Below are 23,784 nucleotides of genomic sequence, written 5' to 3' on the forward strand. Positions count from 1 at the left end.
ACTGGTGACTGGGGACTGGTGACTGGGGACTGGGGACTGGTGACTGGGGACTGGTGACTGGGTAATCAGTTTGATATTTCCCTATAAACTAATTACCCATTATCAATTATCAATTATCAATTATCAATTACCAATTACCAATTATGAGATTGTGGAATTTTTGGGTTAATACTTTAATTTTATCTAGTCAATATAATCCACCACGATTTATTGAATTGTTGATGTTGCTGCTGGCGATCGCCATGTTAATTATTTCCACAATTGTACCAGATACACCTTATTTGGTGCTGGGTTTAAGTTTTGTACTTGGGGCTTCAATTTCTATTTTGGTTCGGGAAACAATATCTATCAGGGAAAATGTTCACCCACCTCTTTACCAAAGATTAATTACCCAATTTACAGCTTGTCTTTTACTCAGTGTTAGTATTTATGGTTTTGTGGATTTAATTCGGTCTTTGTAAGGGTGATTGGTGATTGGTGATTGGTGATTGGGAAAAGGTCTTATTAATTAAGAATTACGAATTGCAAATTATATAATAAAAATTATGAAACTCAGTTTGTGCATGATTGTTAAAAATGAAGAAGCTGCTTTACCAAGGTGTTTGGAAAGTGTGCAAAATTTGGTGGATGAAATTGTAGTTTTAGATACGGGTTCAACTGATAAAACGCCGGAAATTGCTCAACAATTTGGTGCTAAATTACATTATTTTCAATGGTGTAATGATTTTAGTGCGGCGCGAAATGAGGCTTTAAAATATGTGACTGGTGACTGGGTTTTGGTGTTGGATGCTGATGAAGTTCTTGCACCAGAAATTGCACCACAAATTAGAGAAGCGATTAATACAGATGATTATATATTAATCAATTTGGTGCGTCAAGAAGTTGGTGCGACTCAATCACCTTATTCTTTGGTTTCTCGCTTATTTCGTAAACATCCAGAAATTAAATTTGAACGTCCTTATCATGCTTTGGTTGATGATAGTATTGCGGCGATTTTAAATAAAGAAACTTATTGGCAAGTTGGTTATTTACCACAGGTTGCTATTTTGCATACTGGATATCAAAAATCTGCTATTAACCAACAAAATAAATATGCTAAAGCTGCAACTGCTATGCTGGAATTTTTTGCAAATCATCCAGATGATGCTTATGTTTGCAGTAAGTTGGGGGCGTTGTATGTGGAAATGGGTAAAGTTAATGAGGGAATAGAATTATTAAATCGGGGTTTAATTCAGATTGTTGGTAGTCGCAAAAAAACAGATAAAAAACCTTTTGCTTGGTTGAAAGATTCACCTTCTAATCAGGTGAGAAATCTGTGGGATCAAGATATTCAAGAAACAAATTATGATATTTTGTATGAGTTAAATTATCATTTGGGTATTGCTCATACACATTTGAAAAACTATTCTTTGGCGATTTCTTATTATCAAGCGGCGGTTAAATTACCTATTTATCCTTTGTTGAAATTGGGAGGATATAATAATTTGGGTAATTTGTTGAAAGCTACAGGAGATTTTCCAGGGGCGAAAAATGCTTATGAAACTGCTTTGAAAATTGATGATCGTTTTGTGATTGGGTATTATAATTTGGGGATGGTGTTTAAAGCAATGGGTTTGTTTGTTGAGGCGATTGATGCTTATAATCATGCGGTTTTTTTAAATCCTGATTATGCGGAAGCTTATCAAAATTTAGGGGTGGTGTTGTTGAAAGTGGGTGATGTGAAGAATAGTTTGGCAGCTTTTGAATATGCGATCGCTCTCCATGAAAAAGATAATCCGCAAGAGGCTAAAAGGTTGCGTCAGGGTTTACAGGAAATGGGATTTTTGAGGTGACAGGTGACAGGTGACAGGTGACAGGTGACAGGTGACAGTATTTAAGAGTGTTTTCTGAAAACAAAAATAGAGATTTTTAGGTTTCAATTCCTCATAGGGATTATTGGAAATTTCAACTTGTCTGAATCAGGATGTCCAGGATTTTAGGATTTACAGGATTATGAGTAATTTTAACTGCAACCGCCACCACAACCACCACTGTTAAAATAATTTTTCAATCCCTAATAGGGAGTAATGGAAATTGCAATGTAACAGGTACTTCTGTTTCTGGTTGTTCTGTAAAGTTTCAATCCCTAATAGGGAGTAATGGAAATTGCAATACTACTTTACCGCTAAATATAGCTTTTTCTGCGGTGTATTAGGGTTTCAATCCCTAATAGGGAGTAATGGAAATTGCAATTAAAACCGCTCTGGTTAATTGGCAACCAGGGAAGCGGGAAGTTTCAATCCCTAATAGGGAGTAATGGAAATTGCAATTACATGGAAAGTTAAATCACCTAGTTTCAAAGTCGTGCAGTTTCAATCCCTAATAGGGAGTAATGGAAATTGCAATTGGTCAAAGGATGGTGAGGTAGTTGTTCCTCAAGGTTTCAATCCCTAATAGGGAGTAATGGAAATTGCAATAGCTATGACAGAAGTCGAGAGGCTATGGTTTTTTGCTGTTTCAATCCCTAATAGGGAGTAATGGAAATTGCAATAGCAGTTGGAGTTCTTAAGAACTCAGCTAGATGCAGTTTCAATCCCTAATAGGGAGTAATGGAAATTGCAATCTCAGAGGGAGTACCTTGAACACCATCCCAAGGACGTTTCAATCCCTAATAGGGAGTAATGGAAATTGCAATCAACTACAATGCTCTGTGCCGGGATTTTGTGGGCCGTTTCAATCCCTAATAGGGAGTAATGGAAATTGCAATGAATTAAAAGACCAAAAGCTTGGTCAGGGCTTTGAAGTTTCAATCCCTAATAGGGAGTAATGGAAATTGCAATTTGTTGAGCAAGTATACTGTCCAGGAGCTGGTAACGTTTCAATCCCTAATAGGGAGTAATGGAAATTGCAATACTTCTGGCAGGATAGTATTAGCTATCTTGCGCTGGCAGTTTCAATCCCTAATAGGGAGTAATGGAAATTGCAATTTTTGGAGCTAAAGCAAGTGCTTACGATATTAGGTTTCAATCCCTAATAGGGAGTAATGGAAATTGCAATACTCATAGGTGGTCTTTTTTTTGAATAGTTTAAAGTTTCAATCCCTAATAGGGAGTAATGGAAATTGCAATAAGAAGAATCAGAAATTAGAGCCAAATACGCTGAGTTTCAATCCCTAATAGGGAGTAATGGAAATTGCAATAACTTTGCAGATTGCCCATACCCAAGGAAGGTAAGTTTCAATCCCTAATAGGGAGTAATGGAAATTGCAATGGTATACTTTCCAGAAGAGATAGCTTGGGTAAACTGTTTCAATCCCTAATAGGGAGTAATGGAAATTGCAATAATGTCTGATTATATATTTGTACCAAGAGGTAATGTTTCAATCCCTAATAGGGAGTAATGGAAATTGCAATTAATACTACTCTAACAGATACTTATCTGACTCTTGTTTCAATCCCTAATAGGGAGTAATGGAAATTGCAATAACCAGCTTATGGTAAGCAAAAAGAAGGATTCGAGGTTTCAATCCCTAATAGGGAGTAATGGAAATTGCAATCCCAAAAGGTTGGACTGTTGTTGCTAACCCTGACCGTTTCAATCCCTAATAGGGAGTAATGGAAATTGCAATTAATAAGGAGCGTAAGCTCTATGAATACCACTGGAGTTTCAATCCCTAATAGGGAGTAATGGAAATTGCAATTAGACCTGCACCTCCCAAGCCTAGAATACCTACACTGTTTCAATCCCTAATAGGGAGTAATGGAAATTGCAATAGCGGGCGGCTGAAAGCCTATATATATGTAGTTTTCAAGGTTCAGTTGCGCGGATGATATAATAATAGTCGATTTCAGAAATTGTGTCAAGGGGTAAAATGGCTGAAACTCTTGCTGTGTAAAGTGCGCGGGTGGGTGAGTTGGATAAAAATCATGAAAGCCTTGTATAGAGATAATTTCAGCCATTTTTTGTTCACCTAAAATTTTTACACCCACCCATCCGCGCATCAAGCAAAGAAAACAGTGTGATCGCGGGGTTGCTCACCACCGATTCTTTCTATCTTACCGTGACAGCAAGCACAAAGGAAATAGAAACGGATGCTGTCAGTATCAGCCTTGATCAGCTTATGGAGACGCGATCGCAGTTTGGCATACTGAGTATCAGTCAATTCACATTCAAAAATACTATACTGTACCCATTGGCCATAAGACTTGAGGATATTGTGAATTTTAGTCCGCCGCTTATCCTCAGAAATATCGTAAGAAACAACAACATTCATAAATTTGGTAATTGGTAATTGGTAATTGGTGATTGGTGATTGGTGATTGGTGATTGGGTAATAAACTATTTACTGTCACCTAAAAACTGTCACCTATCACCTAATAAACAAAGGTGGATACTTGTCAGTTGTTCCCATCAAATATTTAGCTAATAACCGAGCTTGTAATTCAAAAGATTCTCGATAAGTACATTTTTTACCCATTACTGGATGTTTAAAATCTGATTGTTTTTTCTTCTCATAATTAGTGAGAAAAATTTTCCTACCTTCAGCAGTAAGAGAAACAGCATTACTCAAGGGTTCACTAATAAAATCATCTGGCTTTAAAAGTTGTTTATTCAACAAAGTCAAAACCAAAGAATCAACCACCAAAGGTCTAAATTCCTCCATTAAATCCAAAGCTAAAGAAGGACGATTATAACGATCAAAATGGAGATATCCCAAATAAGGATCAAAACCCACAATATTTACAGCAGCTTGGATATCATGACGTAATAAAGAATATCCAAAACTCAACAAAGAATTTACCGGATCTGTAGGTGGACGACGGACACGCTTAGTAAATTCAAAATTAGGATTAAGAATTAGGCGATTAAAACAACCAAAATAAATCGCACTACCAGCACCCTCTAAACCACGCAAAGAATCAATATTTTCAGTTTTATCAATCGCTGCAATGACATTTTCTAAAGGAGTAATATCAGCAGACAAATCAAGATTATCAGATTCTCGTTGACGACGCACCAGAAGTTGACGATAATTTTTTAATTTTCCCCTCACAAAACCCTGCACAACATGAACTGATTGAGGTGTATTTCCCGCAGCTTGCCATTGAGCTTTTCTCACAAAAATATTACCAGACATTTCTGGTTGTAACTGTCCTAAATAATGACCTCTTTCATCAATAAAAGATAAAGGAATGTGACGAGTCATCAACTCAGAAACCACCGCTGGTGAAACAGTAGAACGACCCAAAACCACTACACCATCTAACTTAATAAATGGTACATCTATGATAGTTTTCTTATCGAACTTAACATTAATTCTTTCATCAACCTTACCGATAAAAGAATCAGCTTGTGAAATGTAAAGAGTACCCATGATAAAATCCTCAAAATAAGTGACAGTTTTTAGGTGAGAGGTGACAGGTGACAGGTGACAGGTGACAGTAAATAGTTGATTACTCAATCACCAATTCATTATCAATTGTCAATTATCAATTATCAATTAACTTGCTTCTTGATAACGTCCAACTTTATCAACAGCTTGGGGTAAACATCGAAAAAATAAACTACAACCATCACAGCGTTTTGTTTTCACAGGATTTGGCATTGCACCTGTAAACAACAACATTTTTACAGCTTCAATAGTGGCAATAGTATTAGCTCGTAATTCTGGAGTAATTTCTACTAATTGACGTTGATGAGTTTGGGCATAATAGATATAACCAGAATTGATATTTTTCCCCGTCATTTCTTCCAAACATAAAGCCTGAGCGCACACTTGTAATTCATCATTATCCCATTCTCCTTTGCGTCCGCGTTTATATTCAATAGGGTAATATTCACCATTTTCAAATTCAATTAAATCAGATTTACCAACTAATTGATATTGATCAGATTTAAGATAGATAGCCCGTATTTGGTAAGTTTCATCTCTGTTTAATTCGCTCATTGTATGAACTCGTTCATGTAAACTTGTGCCTTCAATAGTGTATTGATTATCTGTAAATTCACCAGCACAATGAATTAACCAACAACGATGGGGACAGTAGGAATATTGATTTAATGAGGCGATGTTAACGTAATCTTCTGGAGAGGTGATAGAGGATAGCATATAGTATTCCCAATTTGATTTTCAAAACAATAAACAAACTAATTTGTAGGTTGGGTTGAGAAAACCCAACAAAATTTTTTCCTGTGATGATGTTGGGTTTCCTTGCGTCAACCCAACCTACTTTCTTCTGGCCATACCCATTCCCATAGTCGTTTTTCTCCCAATACCTGCATATAAAGCGCAGTCAGCTAAAGCATTAATTTGTTTAATTCTTGTTGCTTCCACATCCCCTAAAATGCGATAACTAATGTCACCTAGACAACCAATAAATTTATTTTCATAGTTGCTAATAACTTCAGTTCTGATATTAAAAGCACTAGGATAAATTGATTCCATGGGAATATGAGTTAATTCAATTCCACTATATTTATTCCACCTACTAAGCAAACTATTAAAAACAGATTCTTTGGTAGGTAAAACATTATCAAAACCACCTTGACGAAAAGCTACAGGTGTAGAAAAGATAAAATTAATGATCCTTTCTGTGTCACTTGCCTGTTCATATAATTGAGGATATGTACAAACATTAGCCCAAGGTTGGGTAGATTGGGGTGTACCTTGAATGCTGGTAATAAATAAATTAGCAGATCCTAAATGCCAAGGTTGTTCCGGGTTAAGATTCAACCATAAAGGTGTGAGTTGACTAAATAAATTGTCATCTAATAAAGAGATGCGCCACCAACAGGGAGTACCAGCAGGAATTGGTTGTTGATGATTATATTGTAGGATCAGGAATTGAGTTTTATTTCTGTTTTGGATTTGTAAAGGTGAGAGAGTAAAGGCTTTATCAGCGTTTGATTCGTGGAGATAGTTGCCTAATTTTCTATCAACAGAACTGACTAGATTCAGGAATAAGGCGTGATAGTGTCTACCGGAGAGGAAATTGGGGTAGATGGGGGATTGGGGGGTGATATTGAGGATGAGACTGTGGGGCATAATTATTAATGGTTAGTAATTTCTTAAAGCCCCCCTTTTTAAGGGGGGTTGGGGGGATCTGAAATTTTAAGCCTTAAATGTGTACTGCATTTGTTTGGGAAGTTTTACATTTTTGAGGTCATCAAAATAGTAATATTCTCCTCGCGTTTTTACATTTTGACTCAGGCTAACTGGAGGCATATTTACCGCTAAATGAGTGCTTGAACTAGAATCCGCATTAGGGGGTCTAAGTCATCAGGAACACGATAACTATCAAGTCCTTGAATGAGATGTTTATTAATGCGATCTAGTTGAGCAAATTCCCAGATTTTGCCAGTGGTAACTGAACCAATAATGTGAGTTTGTTGTGGATTTTCTTGCCATTGATCTAGGGCGATTAATTCTGCAAAAAGTTGTGTCATACCATAATCTAAATCTTCTTTTTTAGCTTCAATTACTAAGAGGTTATGGCGATTTTTGATGAGATAATCAAAGTAACCTTGTAGTTGTTCACTGACTTTAATTTGATATTCAATTCTCACCTGTGATTTTGTATAGTGAACTAAGTCTAAAATGATGGGAGAAATTAATACTTCTCTGCGACTTGTTTCATTAGCTAAATCAAAGTATGGGAGAATTTCATCAAGTCTTTCTTGCAGTTCTGTTAATCGGTCTAGGTTTTGTTGATATTGGGGTAAATTCAAACGTTTTCGAGTGAATGTATAGCCAAATTCTTGAGCAAAATCTTGAGGGGAAATGTGCATCTCAAAATATTTGCTAAAGGTATAAGACTGAGAGGGATCGAGAATGGTCATTATCTAATTTTCCTCAGTTTCAATCTCGGTAATTTGATCATTTTCTAAACGATAAAGAAATTTATAGGTGTCTGGAATGAGGTTTAATTGATGACCTTAGATAAGTCAACACATAGATAAATTGCAATTTATGGGCGGGCAAGACTTGTACTGAGCTTGTCGAAGTATGCCCACCCCACAAAAGTTATAAGCCCCCTTTTTTAAGTTGATGGGGATCTGAGATTTTAAGCCTTAAATCTATATTGCATTTGTTTGGGAAGTTTTACATTTTTGACATCATCAAAATAGTAATATTCTCCTCGCATTTGCACATTTTGAATTAGGCTAACTGGAGGCATATTTACTACATCATAGCTAATTATTTGATTAGTAAACATGACATCCAAAGGATTTAAGGGATGAGTACAGGTGAATAAATCAGTTTTGGTTTTGGGTGGTGGTAATAGATCCGTTTTAATTTCTGCTTTACTCATCCATTTACCTAAACGAATCCATTTAGGTAATTTGATTTCTTTTTGAGAAATTAGAAAGAACTCAAATTGACTTTCTGGTGCTAATTCACGAATACGTCCATAGGTAGGTATATTCTTACTAATTTGCTCCATTTTGACGTGATAATTGAGGTTAGCCCATTTATAAGTATGGGTAACATAAGCAGATTCTAAAGGACGCGCAGGTGTAATATAAATACCTTGATGATTGAGAGGTTCTAAATCTCTTTCATAATGAGGTATATGTTCTGCGTCGTAATAGCTGCTTTTTGCTAAACCAAGAGCGTAAGTTAGAGCATAATTATGTAAATATTGCTCTGTTATGTACAGTCTACCTAATTCACGAGTAGCAAAATACACTGGATCTTGTAAGGTAAGGAGAAGACGATAAATTTGCATACATTATGTTTCCTCCTCTTCAGAGGTATTCTTTTTATTTTTCTTTTTACCTCTGGTATTAGTATTTTCCGCTTTTTCTTCTTTCAAAACACCTGCGGCTTTTGCATAATTTAGAGTATCTTGTGTTAATGAGTTCATCCATTGTTTGAAATTATCTTCATTACCAAGAATAGATTGAGCTTCATTTTGAAGAGATACAAGTGCTTCTTTTGAAATTAATTCATAAAAAACTCCGTCTTTTTGAATTAATTCATTAACAGCTTGTTCTGTAGCTGATGTGATAGCAGTGGTGTCATAAGGAGGTAAAACATCTCCAATAATGTCGTAAATTTTTTGAGTTAATCGCAAATTGCTGAAAATTTCACCATCAGCAAAGATTATGGCTACAACTGTATTTCTGACTTGTCCAGTTCGTGTAGTTTGAGCGCCATAACGTTTGGTACGTTGTAAATTATTCAGCAGATACAAAAATGTATTTGGTGTTGGATCGCGTAATGTAACCACACTGGGAAAAGGAATTTCTGGTAACACATGATCTTGTTCACTAAAACGATTAGTGGTGTCTGTTCCTTGTGTCATTGTTCCATCTTCATAGGGTGCATTCAGGGTAAAAGTTCCGTGAGATTCTTCATATTTAGGAACAGCGTAAGCAGAATCTATAAAAACTTTGGATTTTTCTGAACCAGAATTATCTGCACCACCTTTACCTACTGCATAACCGTAAATAACACAATCAGGACATACTCCACAAGGATTTTCATTGTAAGCGCAGTCTTTTTTATGTTGATTTTTAATCTGGTCGTAGATTTCATAACGCCGCAATAATTCACGTCCTGTTAAACGTTCAGGAGTGGTTTGCTTACGTTTGAAAAGCACTAAACGACTAATTACTTGTGAATCATTAATTCCTGCTCTAACTCTGGCTACGTTTAGTTCTCCATCAGTTTTAAATACTGCATAAGAATCTGTTTCTCTGAGAACTATAAAGTGAGCATATTTAGCTCCAGGAATACGAGGAATAGATTCTTGAAAATGTTTTTTGTACTGTTCAAACATTAATTTGACTCCTTATTGTCTGATGTTTGTGTTTTTTCTTCAGGTTTCTTGATGTACTGTTTGATATACCAAGCCTCCGACGCATGACGAATCAGATTAATATTTTGTCTGAGAAGCGATCGCTCTGCCCTACAATAGTTCTGAAATACCTCTTTGACAAAGTATTGAGAAAAGTCTTGAATGACAGTTTCACGCTGGCTTTTATCCTTAACTACTTCCGATGGTATATAACCTTCATTATTGTTATTGAGTACACCATCTACCAGAGAAAACAAGTAACCCTCTATCATTAATTGCAGGTCATATTCAGCCGTATTCGGTTGACTTTCTAAGATGACTTTTGCAGCTATATTTAAAGGTCGAAGCCTTGTATATGCAGAGGGATTTTTAGCTGATGCTCGATAAAAACGAGCATATTTATCAACTAAGTCTTTAATCATGTTCATGGGGTCTTCACCTTTGTAGTAATCAATCAAAAGTTGGTAATAATTCAGCAATTTTTTAGCAACAATAATTGCTGGATCACTAAACTGATTTGTTTTTTTCTTGCGTTCCTCCTTTTTGATATTTTCGATTATGCGATCTGCATAGTGAAATACATACAAAGGGCTAGTATCCAAAGATTGTGAAACATTATTTAAAGCATTCCAGACGGTAAAATTTCTACTATCGCGGTATGCTTGGGATGTTAAAGCATACACAGCAAAAGCCGCAGGAATAGCAGTAATCAATTCATTTAAACGGAAACTAGATTGTTTGATACTGTGTTGCCAGTAGGTATGTACACCATCCAAAATCGCAGTTTCTTTAAAATCTGCTCCTGAGTCGTATGGTGGAAGAGTTGAACGACTAGCAACTAATTTAACGCCAAAGGTTAAAGGTGCAATTAATGTTAGTAATGCTGGTATATGCCATACTTCGGTATCAGTTGGTTTTTTAAATAATGCGGGAACTCCTAAAAGATAATAGCCGTGCATTTGTCCTTCTGGATATTCCACTTTTTCAACTCGTCGTTTCTCATTTTCTTTAGAATCAGCACTTACTCTAAAAACATCTGCACGAGGTATGTATTTAGGGTCATAGTTATGTTTTGCTAACTCTTTATCTAAATCAGAAAAGACATTTTGAGCAAAGCTTTTATAGGCTCGGTTCATAATTCGAGCGGTTTCTGGCGTGAAATAATAATCTGGATAAAGATGCAGGTAAATAATATCATCATCAGCTTCTAAACCCCGGTTTAAAGAATAACTACGCAGTAGTTTTTCAGCTTGGCAAACTGTACAAATTCCACGTAAAGACTCTTTAGAAAGGCTTGTAACTCGTTTGTTAGTGTAACTAGAAAATTCCTCTCGTACATCAAACGCACTATTACAAACAGCACATATTGGTTCACGTTTACGATTGGCTTTGTTGCGGTGATAACGATTTAATTCTTTTTCAAAATCGTGTTTTTTATCACTGTCACTAAGATCCAAAACTTGAGCAATATAACTATCAAGAAAAGCGAAGGATTTTAAGCGTTCTGGTTGTCCCCATTCTGTAACCACTTGTTGGATGGCTTTTAACATTACATTTTCAAGTTCAGTATCATTTAAATTGCCATGTTTACCAATGTAATGGCCAGCCAAGTAATACCATCCAAGAGGTTTACCACCAGGTCTAGGAATATTAAGTAAATCTTCCAGATAATCTTGCATATCAAGCGCCTTGAGTAAAGCTTGAGTTGCATTCTCATAGGAAGTTTTATAATAAACTTCTAAAACACCTACTAATCCTCTAAGTCCTTCTCCTAACCTATCTACCTGTAGATTAGTCGGATAATCAAAATTCAAATTTTTTAACTCAGTAGAAATTTCTTGTATTTCTTCCTTTCGCTTTCCACTCATTGGGGTTCTTTGATTACCCAGGAAATTAAATATTTGCCGAATAAGCGTTTCCGCAGCATCATTAATTTCAGCTACTTCAAGCATATCTGGCTTACAGCTAATAATCCCTTTTGTTTTATCACGTTTGATAAGATTACTCAAACCTTTAGTAGCAGTTTTTAGGATTTGCGATCGCACTATTTCAGCTAGATTAGATAAATCTGGTTTTTCACTATCCTTTGGTGCAAAGTATGTAATTCCATCAGGAAAGAATAAAAAAGCTATCCATCCAACTTCCTTGGCTTTATCTAATACTGCATTGTGAATTATTTGAGTTAATAACCCCCGGTTTTCTATGGTTCGATGGTGGCGAATAACATATTTATCTTTTAACCTACGTCGTACAATTGCCCGAATCTTTTCTTCATATAAACTATCTGGACGATGAGCCATAGACGCTAATAAATCAGCAAAACGGACAAATTCAGCTAAACCCATTAAATCTTCAGGAGATAATTTTATATCTTGGAAATTAGCAAGAGTCAAATTTGCTCCTCTTGCATCTTCAGCATTTTGAGCGAGGAAAGCTATATCTTGCCAATATTCACTGCTAATAAATTTCCACAGTCCTAAAGTTTCCGCCCAAATATTAAAATAATGATGGTATTTATCCCCTTCTTTACCATCCATCCGCACATTACCCAATTGCTTGAGTACAATTTTATTGAGATCGTGCAGAGTCACAGCAGCTAAATACAACCTTTGTTGAAGTTCCTCTAAATTGGCTAATTTAACTAGAGTCCAACCACCAACAGCAGCATTTAAAAGATGTATCGCTAAACTTTGATCTGGAAGGTCAACCAATTTATTGATTATCTTTTCTTTCTTATCTGGGTTAACATTAACAGCTAATTCCTTAGCCGCTTCTAAACTCATTCCCTTTGCTGGTTTAAGGCTGAAAGAATCAAGAATATTAGGAAATACCTTTTCTATCCAATCTCGCAGAACTTGATCCTCAGCATTATTTAAAGTCTCTAATGCTAAAACTACTAAAGGAGGTTCTTTTTCTGGTATAACTGGCTTACCATAACTTTCAGGTGTTAACCAATCTAAATTATCTATCATTGTTTACTCTCCTGCAAAAAATATTTCATTAGTTTTTTGCCAATAAAGAAGACTATCTAACAGCAGTGCATCTAAACCAAAAGCTACAGCATATTCTTGATTACTAGAATCAACTACTTTATGTAGCTCAAACAAAGCAGGTAATCTATAACGTCGGCGCAATGTTTTGATATCATATTTACCAGGATTAGCAACACAAGTTGTAATTGATAAATATTCAAGTTGTTCATTTATCTTTTTAATTGCTCGATGACGACACTGTATAAAAAACCCTTTTCTTGCTTGTGCTATGTTGAGTTGTAACCTATCTAATTTGTATGTAAAAATTAGTGCTACAGGTTCATAGCTACTTAAATATTGTGTGATCTTTACATATATTCCCAAATTATTTTTATAAAATGGTTCATTGAATCTCTCACTTATTTCTTTTGCTTCCTCCTCAGATATAAGTTCAAAATCTGTTCCTGCAAGTAAACGTAGTAAACTCATACTTTTCACTGCGTTTGTATCTGGGTCATGAATCCAGACATCTAATTGTCCTGTTCCTCGAAAAGTTGACAAATCCTGAGTAATTACTTTGTGTTCTTTCAGTTCATTTAACCTAGACCAATAAGGAGTTGTACCCACAATTCGATTAGCTTCTTGCTCATAACCTGCAATCAAAGTTTGATATTGATCTTTTTGTTGACTAAGCAAACAAAACCTAATTGTAGAAAGAACACAACCCCAACGGCTTAAATATCGCTCAAATTCTTGAGGCTTTTGGTAGACTTTTTCTTTAACATTTTGGAAAAAACTTTCTCTGTCTACTTCAGTTTCATTACCATAAATTTCAGAAAACTTATCCTTTACCCAATCTGGAACTAAAGCTATTGCTTGGTAAATTGGAAACCCATCATGTCTTCCTAGTCTTCCTAAACGCTGAATAAACGTACCTGCATCTAAAGATTCATAAACCAGAAAATTGATCTCAAAATCTACACCAACATCAACTGTAGAAGTTGCAATAATTAATTGTTTACTCATTGCATCTTCTCTAACTTTTGCACCAGTTAGCCCTGTATTTTCTCCTATACTTAAACCTAAGTTGGCATTTTCTAAAGTTTTTACTATTCGTTTAGCAGCAAATACACTATTAGCAATTATCAGTCCTTTAGAATTAGGATATTGAGAAAAGAATTTTTTAATATATTCTAAATTCTCAATTACCCAATTTTCAATTCCTCCATTACTTTGCTCAGATGTAACTAAATCTAAATCTACTTCATGTAAAATTCTCCGATGAGTTTGACTTTTTTCTAACCCATGTTCATATTCACCTTGAATAATTTTAGTAGTAATACCTGCTTTATCAAGAACTTTTAATAAAACATTATCTGGGGTAGCAGACAGAAAAAGAAATTTTGCTGCAAAACGCTCTCCTACACTTGCTCTATTAAAAGCAATACCATCCAATACATTAGCAATTTGTGGAGCATGAAAAATATGAAATTCATCAAATACTATGTAGCGGTATTGATTAAACCAAGTTTCAGCTAAACGAGCTTTGTTACCACCTCTACTATCGTAATGTAAGCGATGAATCAAAGTAAAAATATCAGGATTGGTGACAACTATATTATTATCATCAGCTACATTTCTTAGTGTTTCAAGTTTGTTAAAACCTTCTTCACTCATATATGAAGCTAATTTAGATCCTGTGAGTTCACCTACTTGTAACTCAAGATTAAATTCTTTTCTCCATTTTCCTATTTGTTTTCCTTGATCACGAATAAGCTCATTTGTAGGATAGTTAAATAAACCTTTTCCTAATAAACCTGTTCCTAATCCACTTGTTTTATCAAAAAACTCTGGAAGTAGCGCAGCTAAAGTTTTACCGTCACCAGTTAAAGCAGTGTCAAAGACAACTTGATAATTTTTGATTGCATCCCAAACTTCTTGTTGATGGGTAACAAGTTGGATATTATTAACTGATGTTTGGGAATATTTAGACCATGTAGAAAGTAGTTTTATTTTCATAAATCACCCTGTTAAAAAATATTAAAATTTCCTGTTAGATATTTTCTCCTTCCAATGTAATTAAATAAGCGTTGATTTCTTTCATGACCAACTAATCTCCGTGCGTAAATTAAACAGGCTTGCACATCTTCCCTTTCTAACCAGGGATATGCTTCTAGCAAAGTTTCAATGGTATCTCCTGCTGCTAACATTCCTAAAATATGTTCAACAGCTAGACGACGACCACGAATTATGGGTTTACCGCCAAAGATTTAGGGGTTAAATGTGATTCTTTCTAGTAATGTTTGTTCGTTCATTGTTTACCTATTTAGCGAAAAATGCTTTATTTGGATCAATGGAAATTCTGGACAGCAAATTATCATCGGTCATAGTTTTTAACCTCACTAGCTACTATTTTTAGAAAATGGGAGTAGGAGAAACTACCCCCAGTATGTCAGAAATTCTTTTTAAGTGTTGCCTATGGCGAGCGAAGCGATCGCTTTTGACTCTTTTACTAATCTATACTCATACTTTTGACCGTGAGTACGTCTTTTTTCAAATTGATAACCTTGTTTCTTGAGAACGTGCATAGTTGCAGAAAACCGATGACTCACTTTTTCTACTAACTCATCTGTAGAATGCCAGCAAGCATCTGACATCACTTCAAGCATACGATCAGCTAAGTTTTCTTTCATAAAAACAAATATCCCAGTAGGTTTATCCTAAAAAGTTTTTTATCCCCCTTGTATACAGATACAATAACTGTAAATCAGCAATATGTCAATAATGTAGTTACACTTTTTAGATGAATAGGAAAAAAGAAACAATTACACTGTCAATTCCGGCTGGAACAAAGGAACAACTAGAAGAAATCGCCCGCAAATTGCGGATCTTCTGGGGAAAATCCCCTAGTATATCTGGTTTACTTGTAGCGATCGCCCAAAAAGAGTTTGAGGTCGGTGAACCTTTCACCCTCAACTGCACACAAGTAACCGCACTCCAGCAAGCTATAGGAATACTCAAGGATTCCGGTTTTATTGAACAAGCGCAAACTGTCTCTAGTTTGTTACTTGAACGCGGACAACTTGAACAACCGATGCGTCAATTACTACTTCAACAAGTCAGCCAACCGACGGAAGCATGGCGCATACTTGCAGATCAATTTCGCCAAAGTCAACAACCATTTCACTTACTCTATACCAATTCTCAAGGACAGGATGTATCATTTACAGTGCGTTATGCGGAAATTGCTTTTGAGGAAAAGCGTTTTTTCTTAAATATTTGGTGTGATGAAACTGAAGATATTGTCAAACCTGACTTTCCAGAACTTATACACAACCGTTGTTTACGTCTGGATAGAATCAAAGGTGTTGTCCCAGTGAACGGACAATGGCGGCATGAAGGGCTAGATACCCTAAAAATACACTTACACTTTTATGGGGGAATGGTGAAAGCTTATGAAGCAAAACCCAATGACATCAGTAACGAAGTTGTAGGAGAAGTGCGTCAAGTGGTAAGAAAAGTGTCAAACCCTTTTTGGTTGGTGCGGGAAGTGTTGCGTTATGGGGAAAACTGCGAAATAGTCTCACCGGAAAACGTGCGATCGCTCATCAAGAAAAAACTGATAGAACAATGTCAAAAATATGACATTTTATAGGTGACAGGGAACAGGTGACAGGTGACAGTTAAGAAAAGAGGTGGGGACATTGGTATCAACTTAACATAAAACCTCTATCGCGCAAGGAACTCAAGTTCCTTGCTAATAGAGAAAGTCATCTAAAGATGACTAAACACTAGGAAAATTGATTAGTCCGTTTTAACGGACTTGAGCTATGAGACAGAGAATTTATTCTCTGGCGGGTGTGGAAGCTAACAGATAAACCCCTACTAAAAAACTACTTTCTGTCACCTGTCACCTATTCACCGTCACCTATTAGATCCGAGAACGCACAAACTTCTCTAACCTATCCATCCCCTTTTCTATAGTTGCCATATCCGTAGCGTAGGAAAGGCGGATGTTATCATCAGCACCAAAAGCTACACCAGGAATAACAGCAACTTGCAATTCTTCTAACAAAGCGTTGCAAAAATCCAAAGACTTCAAACCGGTTTTGCTGATATCTGGGAACAGGTAAAAAGCACCATCGGGTTTAGGACAACTTAACCCCGGAATAGCGTTAAGTCTGTCATACATCACCTGACGACGTTTGGCGAACGCTTGACGCATTTCCTCTACACATTCTTGGGAACTTTCCAAAGCAGCGATCGCCCCATATTGAGCAAAGGTACACACATTAGATGTACTATGTCCTTGAATGGTACTCGCTGCTTTAATAATTTCCAATGGTCCGGCTAAATAACCTAAACGCCATCCTGTCATAGAATAACCCTTAGCAAAACCATTACTGATCAAAGTCCGGGCAAAAATATCCGCACCTAAAGAACCAATACTGATATGCTCTGTACCATCATAGAGGATCTTTTCGTATATCTCGTCAGAAACAACTAAAATATCAGCATCAACAATTACCTTAGCTAAAGCCTTAATTTCCTCTGGTGTGTACACCATCCCTGTGGGGTTAGAAGGGGAGTTAAGGACAAATAACTTAGTTTTTGGGGTAATCGCTTTTTTTAGCTGTTCTGGGGTGATTTTGTAGCCTGTAGAAGCATCTGTATTGACAATTACCGACTTCCCACCAGCTAACGTTACCATTTCGGGATAACTTAACCAATAGGGTGCAGGGATAATCACCTCATCACCCGGATCAATTAATGCCACAATCAAATTGTAGAGAGAATGCTTACCGCCATTGGTAACTAACACATTCTCTGATTTATAATCAAGACCATTATCGCTTTTTAGCTTGTTGGCGATCGCTTCCCTTAACTTGGGTTCACCAGCAGCAGGACCATACTTAGTTTTTCCTTCCTCCAAAGCTTTAGCTGCGGCTGCTTTGATATGGGCTGGAGTGTCAAAATCTGGTTCTCCCGCGCTAAAACTACAAACATCAATACCCTCAGCTTTCATGGCCTTAGCTTTAGCTGCGATCGCTAAGGTGATCGAGGGTGTCACCTGACTTACTCTTGCTGCCAGTTTCATTCTACTTCTTTAAGCCAATCTCTATCATTTATCAGGATATCTCAGATTATTGGTTATTAGTCATTAGTCATTAGTCATTAGTCATTAGTCATTAGTATTTATTCTTACTGTACGGGCGAAGCATTCGGGCAATCAATTATCAATTTTATGAAAAGGCTATTTTCCGAATGCTTCGCCCCTACTGACTCCTAAAAATTAATTACTAAACATTTGCACTGCATAAATACTACCATCTTTCCCCATAGCTATGCCATAACCAAACTTTTTATATTCTGGTAAAAGAATATTCTTTCTATGTCCATTACTATACATCCAACCACGTTGGAATTTTTCCACCTCTCCATAAGTTAACCCTAAACCTGTTCCTGAACTTTAGAACCATTATAAAAACCAAGATTAGAAATTTGAAACAAAGAAAGTTCACTCCAGAAATAGTTAATATCCAAAGGATACCCACGCAAAGCTTGGCTAATAAAGTGCATAGTAGGAGGAGTAACCCACAGCACCATAAATAAAAGTGAATATCGCCACCAAAGATTAAATTTCTTGATTTTTTTCTTACTATTCATAGTTCAAAATATATGTTGGTAATGCACTAAGAAGACTTACGCAAAATAGGACTAAAAAGCTGATTATTGCGTAGGGGTAATTCATGAATTACCCGTACTCATGAATTACCTGTACTTTCGTGATCTTTTGCGTAAGTCCTGACTAATAAAGAATTTATCCCCCTTTTTTAGATAAAGGTTAGGAGGATACCCCAGTTCTTCAACTCACAAACTAAAACTTTGAAAAAAGTCTGAGAGAATAGTTTACAATCCTAGAAACATTAAGAAACTTTCCCACCAAGAAGTTGAGATATTTCCCACAGAGATTCTCATTTTTTGGCGAATGTCTTGAATTTTCCAATTTGTCAACTGGGCTAAAGTTTGTGCTTCTTTTTCAAAACGTCGGGGTAATGATCTTTTATATTCTCTCCCCGCAGAACATTGTAAATTACCTGTAAAGGGATGTTGTAAAACATAACGTCCTTGAAAAGATTCCCGGTTAGAAGTTGTTTGAAACATCAAATCTTCAGGAAACTTATTGCGAGTATAGCGAACGTGCAAACGAGTGATGTAAACATTATTATTAGAAAACGGAAAACCAAAACCTGGTGCGATTCTATTATTGTTATTACCATTATTATCTAACCAAAACACACCAGCTTGTTTGAGTTCTTCAGTATTGAGAGGTTGAGCAGAACAAGGATCACAATTACCCATATCCCAAGCATATTCTAAAAATGCTACTTTTTTATCTTCTTTGGTGTAAGAAGTTTGGAACATAGATTTATAAAAATCCCCAAATTCATTTTTCACAAACACAGGAATATTCATATTAGAAGGAATTTTTACTGTGCGGTAGTTAGTAACTTCTGCTTGTCCTTGAGGTGAGAGAATATAAACAATCAAATCTTGTTCAGTATTAGCATTAATCATACCCAAACGAATGGGTAACATAAACTTGGGTGATTCATAAGCAATTTGTAAAGGTCTGAGAAATTGATAACCAGATTCCTCAAATTTATCTAAGTTGACTTTAGCAACAAAGAACTTCATAGAGGAACGAATGTAAGGTTTTAATAATTGATTTGCACCTCTGGGAATTTTATAACCATTGCTATTTAACCAAGTTTCCAAACCATTAGATTCTTTAGCACTGAGGATTAAAATATCATATTCACCCACATTAAACCGTGCCTCAACCGTCACACCCAAACTGTTATCTGCCATTGCTTTTTCTTCAGAACTTCCACCTCTTGCAGCAGCAGTTGGTGCTAACATTGACTGTGGTCTTATTTGTGGAGAACAAGGATCTTCATCAAAATATTCTACCAATCTAGGGGCGCTAAAAGCATCTAATCTTTCAATAATATTAGGTTGAGCAACCCGCACTTGTTCCTCTTTGATGACTGTGGGTACAGGTACGACAACTGCAAAATCTTTAATGTCACCTTGAAAATCATTAGCCATTGTTAATACTGTTTTATTACTATCTCGCGCAATGACTACTTGAGAAGCTTGGTTATATAATTTAGTATCAGCCTTAGCAACATAAAAACCACAAAAAGCTAAAGCTGTAGGGGCAAAAGATAAAACAGCGAAAAGTGCTATTATTAAGGGAATGAATAAACGAAATTTTTTCATTTTTTTGGTAATTGGTAATTGGTGATTGGTGACTGGTGATTGGTGATTGGTGATTGGTGATTGGTGATTGGGTATTGGGAATTGGTAAAAATATTTTCCTGCCAATCTTATTAAACTGCTAATCTTCTTGCAACCAAGAAAATCTAGGAGAAAACCAAAGATTATCAAAGAGAACAGTTAACGGCGCAAGGACAAATAAAGCCCAAAAAACTGCGGTAGAAAGAAAGAAATAATTCCGCAAAATAAAGGTAAAAATGGCAATACAAACTGCCCAAATTATACGACCGATGGGAGCGTTAGGAATAGATCGGGGATCTGTCACCATAAATAATGCAAACAGTATTAACGAACCACTCATTAACCGATGTAAGTAAACATCCCAAGTCCAACCTAGCCAAATATTACGCACAGCTTCTAGTAGGGAATATGCACTTAAAAAAGCTGCGGTAGTGTCCCAACGACCAACTTTTTGTAAAATCATTCCTCCTGTACCAAAAAATAACAGTCCATACCACCATTCTTCTCCCCATTGTCCAGGGGAAACCCAAGCATCAGAGGTAAGGGATAAGGCGGAAATAATGCCAAAGTTGGCAGGGTTGAAAAAATGCTTGTCACCTGTTTTCAAGATAAATTTGCTACTTATTGCCGTTGCTGCGGCTAAAACCATAGTTGTCCAATGGTCAGCCCGTAGTAGTAAACTAAGTCCTAAAGCAGTAATTAAAGAACTACGGAAATTAAATGTTAACTTATTGTCATTTGCTGTGGTAGTTAATAATGACCAATGACTAATGAATAATGACAATATCCATTGTGTGACTAGACAAGTGGCGATCGCAATTAAAATCAACTCAGGCCGCAATGTCCAGTCCCTAGCAGCAATTCCTAAAATCAGGAATACACTGAGAAAGAGAATTTGATAGTCTCGAATATCTGTGAACATTATCCCTGTGTACGGGTTTACCCCTAACTTTTCATTAATTTAGACTAGAGTTAGAGAAAATCATCTTCTTGTTTCAAAAATCGTAACAACTGACAACTAAGTAGGTAGGCGTTAAAAATTGTCGTTATGACAAGGCAAGAGGCAAGAGGCAAGAGAGAAGAGGTTTTTAGATTAATTTACTTTTCTTTAGATACTTTGGTTTTTTCCCGTCGTTCTACTTACAGCATATTTCATTTTAGTGAGGTACAAACGGAAATCATAAAACCCTTGTGGAACAGGCATCCTGCCTGTTAGCCTTGTACCTCATAACTTAGGAAACGGCTGTATTACCCTGACTCCTGAATAATTCATAAATTATTAAATCTTTGCATTTGGCTTTTTTCCTGGATTCATCCACGCTTCTAACCGACTAAAAGCTTGAGAAGAAACCAAGGTTAAACATAAATAAATCACAGCTACCGCTGCGTAAATTTCAAAGGCGCGATAATTTTCTGCAACTATTAACTGTCCTTTTCTAAACAATTCCTCAAAACCAATTACCGCAACTAAACTGGTATCTTTTAATAAGCTAATAAATTCATTACCCAAAGGGGGAATCATGCGCCGGAAGGCTTGGGGAAAAATTACATGACGCATAGTTTGTACAGAATTTAAACCCAATGATTTGGCTGCTTCTGTTTGTCCAATTTCTATTGATTGAATCCCAGCCCTAACTATTTCTGCAATGTAAGCAGCACTATTTAAACTTAAAGCCATGACTCCCGCAACGAGGCGATTTAATGATAAGGTAAAACCCAATTCTTGCCAAAGTGCAGGTATACCAAAGTAAATCATAAATATCTGCACTAATAAAGGTGTACCTCGGAAAAAATCTATATAAGTTCTGGCTAACCACTGCACAGGTTTAATTGCCGAAAGGCGAATAATTCCTATGAATGAACCACCAATTAAACCAAAGAAAACTGATATAATTGCTAGTTGCAATGTCACCAAAACACCAGTTAATAAATTCGGTAATGATTGCAATATTAAGCCTAAAGAATTTACAGTAGGGGCGTTTTGATTTGCAAATAGTGTTTTTTCTGGTAATACTGGCGGTGTTGACTTAAACCATTTTTGATAAATTTTTGGATAAGTTCCGTTTTCTAATACTTTTGTCAAACCTTGATTGATTAAAGATAAATAAGGTGATTTTTTAGCAGTAGCAATTCCGTAAAATTCCTCTGTGAGTAATTGTTGTATAACTTTGATTCCTTGGAGATTACCTGTATTAATGGCGTATAATGTAACAGGTGCATCGTTAATAACTGCGTCTACATTTCCATTTAGTAATTCTTGTAATGCTAACGGTGCAGAATCAAAACTGCTCACCTGCGCCCCAGGTACAGTTTTAGCTGTTTCTGCTCCTGTTGTCCCAATTTGAACGGCGATTTTTTTATTTTGTAGACTTTCAAAACTATTAATTTCTTGGTTATCTGTGCGAATAGCTATCGCTAACCCAGCTTTAAAATAAGGACGAGAAAAATCTACAGTTTTTGACCTTTCTTGAGTGATGGTAATTGAACTAATTGCCACATCTACGGTTTTAGCTTGCAATGCGGGAATGATGCCATCAAAAGGTAAACTTTGAAAATCTACCTGGAAATTAGCCGCAGTTGCGATCGCTTTCATTAAATCAATAGAAAAACCCTGTAACTCTCCCCCATTCTGTTGAAACTCAAACGGTGGAAATGCTGGTTCAGTCGCTACTCGCAGAGTTTTTGCCACACTAGGATTCACACTACAACTAGCTAATAGCCAGCAACTTAAACCTATCACTAAACACCAACGCAACCAACACCCAAATAAAAATTTTACCATTTCTCCCTTGATTTAAAAGTAACTTAGATCATAATCTTCTCAGAAAATTTATGGAATTTCCCCATCGCTTTACTGAGATCACATATACTCTACATAACCAGTATTTTATTATACAATAATTGATCCATGTATGGTTATAATGTTATTTATCTAGCTATTGGTATAGCATTAATACTTGCTGCTAGTGTATTATTCATAACGTAAATCTATTAATTCCACACCAAAAACCTCGGAAAATGACTGAGCTATACAAGAACGCACTTCTAAACTTATGATACCGGGAATCCATTCTGCTAGACTGCCAACAGGCTTATCAGTAATACCACAGGGTACAATGCGATTAAATCCTGTCATATCAGGACAAACATTTAAAGCAAAACCATGCATTGTCACCCAACGACTCACTTTAATGCCGATAGCTGCAACTTTTCTTCCTTCTAACCACACACCTGTAAAACCGGGAATGCGTTCTCCCTGTAAACCATAATTTGCTAAAACACGAATTAATACTTCCTCAAGTTGACGCAAATACCAATGCAAATCTTGACGATAACGTTGCAGATTTAAGATTGGATACCCTACCAGTTGTCCAGGACAATGATAAGTAACTTCGCCACCTCTTTCAACTCGATGCACATTATATTCACTTTTGTCAAGGTCAAATTTAAGAAATTCCGGGTTTGCACCTTGTCCTAAAGTGTAAACTGGCGGATGTTCCAGCAAGATGAGTACATCTTCGAGATCGGGGTTATTGATGCGTTCTTTGAGTAGCGATCGCTGCCATTGAAGAGCATCTACATAAGGCATTAATTCTTTGTTATACAAAAAACAGCGGTGCTTGTGAGGTGTCTGAGTATGGATCATGGAAAAAATCAATGAGGGGAAGCAGGGAGCAGGGAGCAGGGTGCAGGGTGCAGGGTGCAGGGTGCAGGGTGCAGGGTGC

At 36.3% G+C, this 23,784-nt stretch carries 22 protein-coding genes and 1 CRISPR repeat array; of the genes, 4 read left to right on the top strand and 18 right to left on the bottom strand.

What is annotated here, in order from left to right; all coding sequences use genetic code 11:
- Window positions 1-143 precede the first annotated feature (143 nt).
- A complete protein-coding gene (locus PN497_RS05870) occupies window positions 144-461 on the top strand; it encodes a hypothetical protein (protein WP_096572097.1) in 318 nt (105 codons plus the stop codon).
- Between the two features lie 84 nt (window positions 462-545).
- Complete coding sequence (locus PN497_RS05875; protein WP_096572096.1) at window positions 546-1,832, top strand: glycosyltransferase; 1,287 nt, start codon at window positions 546-548, stop codon at window positions 1,830-1,832.
- A 211-nt stretch (window positions 1,833-2,043) separates the two neighbouring features.
- Window positions 2,044-3,752: a CRISPR direct-repeat array (repeat unit 37 nt; unit sequence GTTTCAATCCCTAATAGGGAGTAATGGAAATTGCAAT).
- Between the two features lie 227 nt (window positions 3,753-3,979).
- On the opposite strand, the gene cas2 is transcribed toward PN497_RS05875, so the two are convergent.
- From cas2 to PN497_RS05930, 11 genes are all read right to left on the bottom strand, one after another.
- Window positions 3,980-4,252 (bottom strand): CRISPR-associated endonuclease Cas2, encoded by a 273-nt coding sequence (cas2, locus tag PN497_RS05880; RefSeq protein WP_096572095.1) that lies wholly within the window; start codon window positions 4,250-4,252, stop codon window positions 3,980-3,982.
- 96 nt (window positions 4,253-4,348) lie between these two features.
- Entirely contained in the window at window positions 4,349-5,353 is a 1,005-nt protein-coding gene (cas1d, locus tag PN497_RS05885) for a type I-D CRISPR-associated endonuclease Cas1d (protein WP_096572094.1), read from the bottom strand.
- A gap of 126 nt (window positions 5,354-5,479) precedes the next feature.
- Window positions 5,480-6,088 (bottom strand): CRISPR-associated protein Cas4, encoded by a 609-nt coding sequence (gene cas4, locus PN497_RS05890; protein WP_096572093.1) that lies wholly within the window; start codon window positions 6,086-6,088, stop codon window positions 5,480-5,482.
- Window positions 6,089-6,205: 117 nt separating this feature from the next.
- Window positions 6,206-7,024 carry a CRISPR-associated endoribonuclease Cas6 gene (gene cas6 / locus PN497_RS05895; protein ID WP_096572092.1) on the bottom strand — a complete coding sequence of 273 codons (819 nt, stop codon included), beginning with the start codon at window positions 7,022-7,024 and terminating at the stop codon, window positions 6,206-6,208.
- 188 nt (window positions 7,025-7,212) lie between these two features.
- A complete protein-coding gene (locus PN497_RS05900) occupies window positions 7,213-7,818 on the bottom strand; it encodes a type I restriction enzyme HsdR N-terminal domain-containing protein (protein ID WP_137666906.1) in 606 nt (201 codons plus the stop codon).
- Window positions 7,819-8,042: 224 nt separating this feature from the next.
- Window positions 8,043-8,708 carry a type I-D CRISPR-associated protein Cas5/Csc1 gene (gene cas5d / locus PN497_RS05905; RefSeq protein WP_096572091.1) on the bottom strand — a complete coding sequence of 222 codons (666 nt, stop codon included), beginning with the start codon at window positions 8,706-8,708 and terminating at the stop codon, window positions 8,043-8,045.
- A gap of 3 nt (window positions 8,709-8,711) precedes the next feature.
- Window positions 8,712-9,764 (bottom strand): type I-D CRISPR-associated protein Cas7/Csc2, encoded by a 1,053-nt coding sequence (gene cas7d, locus PN497_RS05910; protein WP_096572090.1) that lies wholly within the window; start codon window positions 9,762-9,764, stop codon window positions 8,712-8,714.
- Window positions 9,764-12,754 (bottom strand): type I-D CRISPR-associated protein Cas10d/Csc3, encoded by a 2,991-nt coding sequence (gene cas10d, locus PN497_RS05915; protein ID WP_096572089.1) that lies wholly within the window; start codon window positions 12,752-12,754, stop codon window positions 9,764-9,766. The genes cas7d and cas10d overlap by 1 nt, the downstream gene beginning before the upstream one ends.
- Before the next feature lie 3 nt (window positions 12,755-12,757).
- Complete coding sequence (gene cas3 / locus PN497_RS05920) at window positions 12,758-14,773, bottom strand: type I-D CRISPR-associated helicase Cas3' (RefSeq protein ID WP_096572088.1); 2,016 nt, start codon at window positions 14,771-14,773, stop codon at window positions 12,758-12,760.
- Window positions 14,774-14,784: 11 nt separating this feature from the next.
- Window positions 14,785-14,964, bottom strand: a complete 180-nt coding sequence (locus tag PN497_RS05925; RefSeq protein WP_409349321.1) for a DUF433 domain-containing protein — start codon at window positions 14,962-14,964, stop codon at window positions 14,785-14,787.
- Between the two features lie 255 nt (window positions 14,965-15,219).
- Window positions 15,220-15,447 (bottom strand): hypothetical protein, encoded by a 228-nt coding sequence (locus tag PN497_RS05930; protein ID WP_096572087.1) that lies wholly within the window; start codon window positions 15,445-15,447, stop codon window positions 15,220-15,222.
- A 110-nt stretch (window positions 15,448-15,557) separates the two neighbouring features.
- Between PN497_RS05930 and PN497_RS05935 the strand changes: the two genes are divergently transcribed.
- Window positions 15,558-16,409, top strand: a complete 852-nt coding sequence (locus PN497_RS05935; protein WP_096572086.1) for a helix-turn-helix transcriptional regulator — start codon at window positions 15,558-15,560, stop codon at window positions 16,407-16,409.
- Between the two features lie 276 nt (window positions 16,410-16,685).
- Here the strand turns inward: PN497_RS05935 and PN497_RS05940 are convergent, their stop codons facing one another.
- The 5 genes from PN497_RS05940 to PN497_RS05960 form a co-directional block, all read right to left on the bottom strand.
- Window positions 16,686-17,852, bottom strand: a complete 1,167-nt coding sequence (locus PN497_RS05940) for a pyridoxal phosphate-dependent aminotransferase (RefSeq protein ID WP_096572085.1) — start codon at window positions 17,850-17,852, stop codon at window positions 16,686-16,688.
- A gap of 195 nt (window positions 17,853-18,047) precedes the next feature.
- Complete coding sequence (locus PN497_RS05945) at window positions 18,048-18,188, bottom strand: CAP domain-containing protein (protein WP_272109787.1); 141 nt, start codon at window positions 18,186-18,188, stop codon at window positions 18,048-18,050.
- Between the two features lie 17 nt (window positions 18,189-18,205).
- The gene (locus PN497_RS05950; protein ID WP_272109788.1) at window positions 18,206-18,421 is read right to left on the bottom strand and encodes a hypothetical protein; all 216 of its coding nucleotides are present in this window, start codon (window positions 18,419-18,421) and stop codon (window positions 18,206-18,208) included.
- A 243-nt stretch (window positions 18,422-18,664) separates the two neighbouring features.
- A complete protein-coding gene (locus PN497_RS05955; protein WP_096572859.1) occupies window positions 18,665-20,041 on the bottom strand; it encodes a DUF2330 domain-containing protein in 1,377 nt (458 codons plus the stop codon).
- Window positions 20,042-20,159: 118 nt separating this feature from the next.
- Complete coding sequence (locus PN497_RS05960) at window positions 20,160-20,984, bottom strand: RnfABCDGE type electron transport complex subunit D (RefSeq protein WP_096572084.1); 825 nt, start codon at window positions 20,982-20,984, stop codon at window positions 20,160-20,162.
- Window positions 20,985-21,107: 123 nt separating this feature from the next.
- On the opposite strand from PN497_RS05960, the gene PN497_RS05965 reads away from it, so the two are divergent.
- Window positions 21,108-21,275: a hypothetical protein gene (locus PN497_RS05965; RefSeq protein WP_272109789.1), complete on the top strand. Its 168-nt coding sequence runs from the start codon at window positions 21,108-21,110 to the stop codon at window positions 21,273-21,275.
- Between the two features lie 63 nt (window positions 21,276-21,338).
- Here PN497_RS05965 and PN497_RS05970 read toward each other — a convergent pair whose 3' ends face one another.
- Together PN497_RS05970 and lipB are read right to left on the bottom strand one after the other, a co-directional pair.
- Window positions 21,339-22,841, bottom strand: a complete 1,503-nt coding sequence (locus PN497_RS05970; protein ID WP_096572083.1) for an ABC transporter permease subunit — start codon at window positions 22,839-22,841, stop codon at window positions 21,339-21,341.
- A gap of 189 nt (window positions 22,842-23,030) precedes the next feature.
- The gene (lipB, locus tag PN497_RS05975) at window positions 23,031-23,705 is read right to left on the bottom strand and encodes a lipoyl(octanoyl) transferase LipB (RefSeq protein WP_096572082.1); all 675 of its coding nucleotides are present in this window, start codon (window positions 23,703-23,705) and stop codon (window positions 23,031-23,033) included.
- Window positions 23,706-23,784: the final 79 nt, after the last annotated feature.

This window comes from Sphaerospermopsis kisseleviana CS-549, from assembly GCF_028329225.1.
Classification (GTDB): domain Bacteria; phylum Cyanobacteriota; class Cyanobacteriia; order Cyanobacteriales; family Nostocaceae; genus Sphaerospermopsis; species Sphaerospermopsis kisseleviana.